Origin of the sequence: Dolichospermum circinale AWQC131C, from assembly GCF_000426905.1 — a bacterium.
Lineage (GTDB): Bacteria > Cyanobacteriota > Cyanobacteriia > Cyanobacteriales > Nostocaceae > Dolichospermum > Dolichospermum circinale.
Genome location: NZ_KE384588.1, coordinates 137,278 through 144,484, shown reverse-complemented (window position 1 = coordinate 144,484; position 7,207 = coordinate 137,278). Strand labels below are relative to the sequence as shown.

The following is a 7,207-nucleotide window of genomic DNA, read 5'->3' as shown; positions in this document are numbered from 1 at the left end:
CCAAAACCTGTTCCCTGTTCCCTGTTCCCTTGTCATAACGACAATTTTTAACGCCAACCTACTGATAGTGAATTTTGCAATGACAACCAAACTTACTGATGTTCAAAATCTCCTCTCAGATTTAATTTCCCGTTACTCTTCCCGTGTGGATTATTTAATGATTCGCTTAGAAGAAGCCGAGGGAACAGATATTGTCTTACGTGGTGAGCAAGTGGAAACTCTCAGTGAGGGTATTTCTATTGGTGGCCAGATTCGTACTTGTTATAAAGGTGGCTGGGGATTAAGTAGTTTTAATAAATTAGCAACCATTGAAGAGCGCATACAAGAAGCCATCGCCGCAGCCCGGATAATTGGTGATGAAGAAACTATACTCGCACCTATTGATCCTGTCCAAGCAGTATGTCAATTACCGATCTTGGGTACTGATCCCCGTCAAGTTTCGCTGAAGCAGAAAAAACAATTATGCGATCGCTACACGGAACTAATGAAAACATTAGACAGCCGTATTACTACCACCTCAGTCCGTTATAGTGACAGCAGCCAAAGAGTGATTATTATCACATCTGAAGGGACTTTCATTGACCAATCTTGGGTAGATATGGAAATGCGCTTTGCAGCCACAGCCAGGAATGGAGACACAGTACAAACCGGCAGAGAAACCACTGGTTCTCGCAAAGCCTACGAAGACCTAACTAATTTAGACAAACAAGTTAAAGGTGCGGCAGCAAGAGCCGTTACGTCTTTATCATTACCTTCAATCAAAGGTAACACTTACACCGTAGTTATTGATCCCATTCTCACTGGTTTATTTGTTCATGAAGCTTTCGGACATCTTTCCGAAGCGGACATGGCCTATGAAAACCCGGATATTCTCGAAGTTATGACTTTAGGAAGACGTTTTGGACCAGAAGAACTGCAAATATTTGATGGTGCTGTACCCCAAGGACATCGCGGTAGTTATTTTTACGACGATGAAGGTACACCCGCAACGACTACCCAATTAATTCAGGATGGTGTATTAGTTGGTAGACTGCATTCCCGTGAAACTGCTGGTAAATTAGATGAGAAACCCACAGGTAATGCTCGTTGTCTTAATTATCACTTTTCACCCATTGTCAGAATGACAAATACCTGGATTGAACGCGGGAAAACCCCAGTTCCCGACTTATTTACTGATATCAAAGAAGGAGTTTATGCCCAAAATTGGTTAGGTGGAATGACGAATGGGGAAATGTTCACTTTCACTGCTGGGGAAGCCTGGATGATTAGAAACGGGAAAATTGCTGAACCCGTAAAAGATGTTACCCTTTCCGGTAACGTCTTCCAAACCCTCGCAGATATAGAAGCCATTGGTGATGATTTTTACTGGGATGAATCCGGGGGTTGTGGTAAAGGTGGACAAAATGGTTTACCGGTGGGTTGCGGTGGTCCGAGTTTGCGAATTAGGGATGTTGTAGTGGGGGGGGAAAGTTAAATTTTGTTTCGCGCAATCTCCGAGGGTAGGGAACAGGGAACAGCGAACAATTTTAACTGTCTGGATATTCTCAATTTTGCAAATCCGACAAAGAAAAATGCAATTCATTTTGAAACACCATTAGCCAAAACCTGGCCTTTTTGTGGTAAAAATCCACGATACCCTTTGTTAATAAATGGTTTTAGGTTTATATGGCTAACGCTACGCTATCAGCAAGGCCTAAATACCCTTTTTTATCACTATATCTATTTGTTGTAAAAGCGATTCTAAATTAGAGGAATTATCTAAATTTACATCAGCACGGGCGATTTTTTCAGCAATAGGTAATTGACTATTAATTCTTGCTGCTGCTTGTTCTGCTGTTAAATTATTTCTTGCCATTAATCTTTCTAGTTGTTGTTGTTCCGAACAAGATACAACCCAAATTTGATTAACTAGACCTTCTAAATTCGCTTCAAATAATAGAGGAATCACTAAAATTAAAGTATTTGCAGATGATTCCTGAATAGCCTTATCAAAGCAACTTCTAACATAAGGATGAATTAAACTTTCTACCCAATGACGTTCTTCTGGAACATTAAAGATAAGTTCTCCTAATTTTCCTCGATTTAAACTACCATCATTGAATATGATATCTTCACCATATTTTCCTACAATTTCTGATAGAATAGGAGAACCAAAAGACACAGCATTTCTCGCATAAATATCTGCATCTAAAATCGGTAAATTGTAACCTGTAGCCAAATAATTAGCAACTGTACTTTTACCCGTCGCAATACCACCAGTTAAACCAATTAAATTTTTATTCATTAGTGATTAAATAAATCTCTCTGTGATCTCTGTGCCTCTGTGGTTCGTTATTCTTTGATTACATATTTAATAATAGCATTTGTTAAACCTTCTAAAGTATATTCTTCCGCTTCAATATCCACTCTTCCCAAGATAGAACGACAAGTTTTTGAAGTTTGCGGACCAATGGAAGCTATAGAAACCCTGTCCAAAATTTCCGGGTTGTAGGTAAAAATAGGTGCTGTTAATTGGGAGAAAAACAGAACAGTTTTAGAACTCGCAAAAGTAATGATATCTATGGTATTATTAACCAGCGCATATTCAGCCGCAGTTGGGATATTTTGAGGACAGCAAGATTCATAAGCGGGAACTTCAATTACTTCCGCACCTTTTGCGGTTAATTCTTTAACTAAAACTTCTCTTCCACCACTTTCAACTCTAGGAAATAATATCCTTTTACCTGTTAGCAATTCAGGAAAGTTTTCCACTAAAGAATCAGCAACAAAGTTAGGAGGAATAAAATCCGCTTGTATATTTTCTTTTTGCAAACTTTGGGCTGTTTTTTCACCGACAACGGCAATTTTTACCCCAGATAAAGCATCTTGATTTTGACCAGATTTTGCTAATCTTTGAAAAAAGTATTCTACCCCATTACTAGAGGTGAGAATTAGCCAATTGAAAGTTGATAAATGTAAAATTGCCTGATCTAAAGCTGCCCAACTACTAGGAGGTCCAATTTCCAAAGTTGGCATTTCTATTACTTTAGCACCTGCGGAGGTTAAGCGATCGCTAAATTGATTTGATTGGCCGACGGAACGGGTAACTAAGATGGTTTTACCAGCAAGGGGGGAAAGATTGTAATTCACGGTTGTTGCATTAATAATTTTTGGTTTCGCGCAAAGACGCAAAGGAGTAAAGACGCAAAGAGGAGATTTTTTTAGATTATAGTTAGATTACAAGTAATCGCGTAATCGGACAACTTCACCAATAACTATAACTGCGGGAGAGAGAGATAAACCAGCGGTTTGCTGGAGGATATTTTCCAGTTCTCCTGTCCAGATTTGTTGGTTTGGTGTCCCAGCCCAACGGATAATAGCAATGGGTGTAGAATAGGATTTTCCATATTTTATCATTTGATGGATTATTTCTGGTAAATTTTTTCCTCCCATCAAAATTACTAAGGTTTCTAAGCTTGCTAATGCTTCCCAGTTTAAAGTATCTGGTTCATGGGCTGTACAGACTGCAAAACAACGACTAAGAACGTTATCTGTGAGGGGAATTCCCGCTAATAATGGCGCTGCTAATGCCGAAGAGATTCCGGGAATGAGTTCAAAATCACAACCGGCTGTTTTTAAAGCTGTAATTTCTAAAAGACAGCGACCAAATATAAAAGGATCTCCTGATTTTAGTCTAATAACTTGTTTACCTTCTAAACAATATTTTACTAGTAAATCGTTAATTTCAGTTTGGGAAGTGCTAGGTTGACCACCGCGTTTACCAACATCTATTTTTAGACAATTACCAGGGACACAATCTAATAATTGACTATCAACTAAAGCATCATAGACTAATACTTGAGCAGTTTGTAAAAGACGATAGGCTTTAACTGTTAAATAGGCCACATCTCCAGGTCCAGCACCAACAAGATAGACTTTACCCATTTTTATAATCATGTTTAGTAATTACTCCTAAATAAAGGTTGTTTTATTATAATAAAGTAACTCAAACATGATATAATCCTTATCAGGTCTTTACAAGACTACACCACAGTTATTCGTCCTGATCACAATGGTACTTGTGTTGCTTATATCCCAGCCACACCAAGTATCATAGCTTACTTAATAGTAAAAATATAAATAATGGCTAAAGACAAATTTCACGATGTTGTCAAAAATGCTTTAATTAAAGAAGGATGGACAATTACAAATGATCCATTATTTATTCAATTTGGAGGAGTAGATTTATATGTTGATTTGGGGGCAGAAAAAATGCTTGCAGCCCAAAAAGACAATGAAAAAATAGCTGTTGAGATCAAAAGTTTTCTTGGTGATTCGACAATTTCTGACTTTCATCAAGCTCTTGGACAACTGCTGAATTATCGCTTAATTTTACGACGGCAAGAACCAGAAAGAATTTTATATTTAGCTGTCCCATTTGATATTTATGAAAGTTTTTTCAAGCTAGAATTTACTCAGATAGCTATTATTGATTATCAGTTAAAAATTATTGTTTATAATATTGACAAGGAGGTAATATCTCAATGGATAAATTAGAAAAGTATCGGCATTATGTTGAAAGTATTCTCAAAGAATATAGTCAATATAAACCATCCTATGGAGATGTAGAATTACAGGTAATTATTGATAAAGAACATAATCATTATCAATTAATGACTGTGGGATGGAATGGAGAAAAACGCATTCATGGAATCATGCTACATATTGATATTAAAGATGGTAAAATTTGGATACAACACAATGGAACTGAAAGAAGAATTGCTCAAGATTTATTAGAATTAGGAGTACCAAAACAAGATATTGTTTTAGCATTTCATTCACCAACCAGAAGAAAATATAGTGATTTTGCGGTGAATTAATTAGATTTGGGGTAAAAATGGAAAATATTGTATAATTATACTGAAACGATTAGCCCCAACGAGTATCTATGAGTCAATGTCTTAACCCCGACTGTTTACAGCAAAATCCACCGGACACGATATTTTGTCAACATTGTGGAAGTAAATTAATATTGCAAGAACGGTATCGTAGTGTGCGGGTAATTGGTGAAGGTGGCTTTGGGAGAACCTTTTTAGCAGTAGACAAACAAAGATTAGATACTCCCTGTGTAATTAAGCAATTTTTACCCCAACAGTCGGGAAGTGCGGCTTTAGAAAAAGCGACGGAGTTATTTAAACAAGAAGCTTTTCGACTGCGAGATTTAGGGAAACATTCACATATTCCTGATTTACTGGCTTTCTTTCCCCAAGAAGGAAGATTATATTTAATTCAGGAATTTATCGAAGGTAAAAATCTCTTAGATGAATTACAACAAAAAGGAAAATTCAGCGAGTCGGAAGTTAAACAGATATTAGTTGAATTATTACCTAACAAAACGAAAATCTAGGAAAAGGAGTAGTTTTAGAAATGGTAGCAATACCTGGGGGAAAATTCCTCATGGGTTCACCAGAAGGAGTAGGATATGATAGAGAAAGACCCCAACATCAAGTTACCATTCAACCATTTTACATGGGAAAATACCCTGTTACTCAAGCCCAATGGGAAAGGGTAGCATATTTACCCAAGGTGAAAATTGATTTAAGGTCTAAACCCTCACACTTCCAAGGTGTAAATCTTCCAGTTGAAAATGTATCATGGCATGACGCACAGGAATTTTGTGCCAGACTAAGTAAAGCTACAGGTAAATTATATCGCTTACCCAGTGAAGCTGAATGGGAGTATGCTTGTAGGGCTAATACCACAACTCCCTACTACTTCGGTGATACCATTACCAGCGATTTAGTCAATCATCGTAATAAGTATGGACAAACCACAGAAGTAGGAAAATTCCCCCCTAATGCTTTTGGTTTGTATGATATGCACGGAAATGTCTGGGAGTGGTGTGAAGATGGTTGGCATGAAAACTATATAAACGCGCCTATTTGGCCTACTACTAATAGTAGTATTGCTTGGATGAGTAACGATAACAACCGTGTGCTGCGTGGTGGTCAGTGGTATCTCAATCCTTCTTATTGCCGTTCGGCCAGTCGCAGCTACAATAGTGGAGACCGCAGGAACAAAGACAACGGTTTTCGGTTGGTGGTTTCTGGTGCAGGGATTCTTTAATTTTTTACACTTTCAAATATTTTTAATAAGTAGGTTGGGTTGACACCAGGAAACCCAACATTTCCTATAATTACAGCAGTTACCGGTATTCTGAAGTACAGATATTAATGATAAAACTCTTGTGGTGCGGGCATACTTCGACCAATCTCAGTACAAGTCTTGCCCGCACAAAGTGTACTTCACTCAAAGCTACTTGCTGTATTATATTTTGAGGTTATGTTATTTTAAATTTATATCCATAATTGAAAAAGACAATGCGTAAACAAACTATTCAATACACATCACCATTAGATGCTTTAGTTGCGGTTGCAAAACGGTTGAGTATCTATGAAAACCAACAAAAAATGGATTCTGAAGAATTTTTTTACCAATATAATCCCGGAAGATAGGATATAAAGATGCAATAAATATTCTTAACCATTAGCGATTCCTATGTCTCACTGAAGGCGATCGCCTCCGTTCCCAAACGTTTTAATACCTGTAACACACTATAAAGCTCATTATCAGGATTTACCAAAGAAAACAGCCGTGAATTAGCATATTTATGTTCCAATACCTTTAAAAATAAAAACTCATTACCATTGGTAATCATACCAAAGGTTGGTAGCACAGTTTCCTCATTACCCAACATATAAGCCAAAGCTTGAGGAATCGCGCGTGTCACCGCAAAATCACTCCGTTTTGATTCAATTACCAACAACCAAAGCCGATTTTTTAACACCAAAACATCAATCCGCCCCCGAATAATCGTTCCTTCATCCTCCATTTCTAAGGCTACACCCGTTTCTGTTTCAATCCTAAACGGTTTATGATAAAAACCAGCTAAATCTAACAAGGGCGCAAGTACGACCATCTTCACTGTATTTTCTAGCATTGGGGGATCATCCATCAATTCTAAAAAATTAGCTTTCACCCGATCTAATAAATGTTGCTCTTCTTTGTTCAAAGCCTCAAGCCCATCCAACCACTCAGGAAAAAAAGTAGCATCTTCAACGATTTGAATGCCAAAATTTTGCTTTAATTCCCGTAGCGTCACATCCTTGGCTGCAATAGACTGAAGCATTTTGATATTTCTCCCGACGAAATTTCAAGCTCAAATCAT

Annotated in this window: 7 protein-coding genes and 2 pseudogenes; 6 read left to right on the top strand and 3 right to left on the bottom strand. The window is 37.5% G+C overall.

Annotation, left to right across the window (positions count from 1 at the left end; all coding sequences use genetic code 11):
• Nucleotides 1-79 precede the first annotated feature (79 nt).
• Nucleotides 80-1,474, top strand: coding sequence for a TldD/PmbA family protein (locus ACIR131C_RS0101900; RefSeq protein ID WP_028088848.1), 1,395 nt, complete (start codon nucleotides 80-82; stop codon nucleotides 1,472-1,474).
• Between the two features lie 219 nt (nucleotides 1,475-1,693).
• On the opposite strand, the gene coaE is transcribed toward ACIR131C_RS0101900, so the two are convergent.
• Both coaE and cobA read right to left on the bottom strand, forming a co-directional pair.
• Complete coding sequence (gene coaE, locus ACIR131C_RS0101895) at nucleotides 1,694-2,284, bottom strand: dephospho-CoA kinase (RefSeq protein ID WP_028088847.1); 591 nt, start codon at nucleotides 2,282-2,284, stop codon at nucleotides 1,694-1,696.
• Nucleotides 2,285-2,331: 47 nt separating this feature from the next.
• Nucleotides 2,332-3,936, bottom strand: a pseudogene (cobA, locus tag ACIR131C_RS27290) (uroporphyrinogen-III C-methyltransferase).
• Between the two features lie 183 nt (nucleotides 3,937-4,119).
• Between cobA and ACIR131C_RS0101880 the strand changes: the two are divergent.
• The 5 genes and pseudogenes from ACIR131C_RS0101880 to ACIR131C_RS27060 all read left to right on the top strand — a co-directional run.
• Complete coding sequence (locus ACIR131C_RS0101880; RefSeq protein WP_028088844.1) at nucleotides 4,120-4,536, top strand: element excision factor XisH family protein; 417 nt, start codon at nucleotides 4,120-4,122, stop codon at nucleotides 4,534-4,536.
• Entirely contained in the window at nucleotides 4,524-4,859 is a 336-nt protein-coding gene (locus ACIR131C_RS0101875) for a XisI protein (protein WP_028088843.1), read from the top strand. The genes ACIR131C_RS0101880 and ACIR131C_RS0101875 overlap by 13 nt, the downstream gene beginning before the upstream one ends.
• Nucleotides 4,860-4,927: 68 nt before the next feature.
• Complete coding sequence (locus tag ACIR131C_RS25895; RefSeq protein WP_028088842.1) at nucleotides 4,928-5,386, top strand: inactive serine/threonine-protein kinase VRK3; 459 nt, start codon at nucleotides 4,928-4,930, stop codon at nucleotides 5,384-5,386.
• Nucleotides 5,387-5,406: 20 nt separating this feature from the next.
• Nucleotides 5,407-6,105, top strand: coding sequence for a formylglycine-generating enzyme family protein (locus tag ACIR131C_RS25890; protein WP_051347470.1), 699 nt, complete (start codon nucleotides 5,407-5,409; stop codon nucleotides 6,103-6,105).
• 254 nt (nucleotides 6,106-6,359) lie between these two features.
• A pseudogene (locus ACIR131C_RS27060) lies at nucleotides 6,360-6,488 on the top strand (antitoxin TumA); the annotation flags it as partial.
• A 47-nt stretch (nucleotides 6,489-6,535) separates the two neighbouring features.
• Here the strand turns inward: ACIR131C_RS27060 and ACIR131C_RS0101855 are convergent.
• Entirely contained in the window at nucleotides 6,536-7,168 is a 633-nt protein-coding gene (locus tag ACIR131C_RS0101855) for a type I restriction enzyme HsdR N-terminal domain-containing protein (RefSeq protein WP_028088841.1), read from the bottom strand.
• Nucleotides 7,169-7,207: the final 39 nt, after the last annotated feature.

Excerpts from the sequence above, each read along its gene's own strand:
- ACIR131C_RS0101900 (WP_028088848.1), top strand. The coding sequence starts at position 80 with ATGACAACCAAACTTACTGATGTTCAAAATCTCCTCTCAGATTTAATT.
- coaE (WP_028088847.1), bottom strand. The coding sequence starts at position 2,284 with ATGAATAAAAATTTAATTGGTTTAACTGGTGGTATTGCGACGGGTAAA.
- ACIR131C_RS0101875 (WP_028088843.1), top strand. The coding sequence starts at position 4,524 with ATGGATAAATTAGAAAAGTATCGGCATTATGTTGAAAGTATTCTCAAA.
- ACIR131C_RS25895 (WP_028088842.1), top strand. The coding sequence starts at position 4,928 with ATGAGTCAATGTCTTAACCCCGACTGTTTACAGCAAAATCCACCGGAC.
- ACIR131C_RS25890 (WP_051347470.1), top strand. The coding sequence starts at position 5,407 with ATGGTAGCAATACCTGGGGGAAAATTCCTCATGGGTTCACCAGAAGGA.
- ACIR131C_RS0101855 (WP_028088841.1), bottom strand. The coding sequence starts at position 7,168 with ATGCTTCAGTCTATTGCAGCCAAGGATGTGACGCTACGGGAATTAAAG.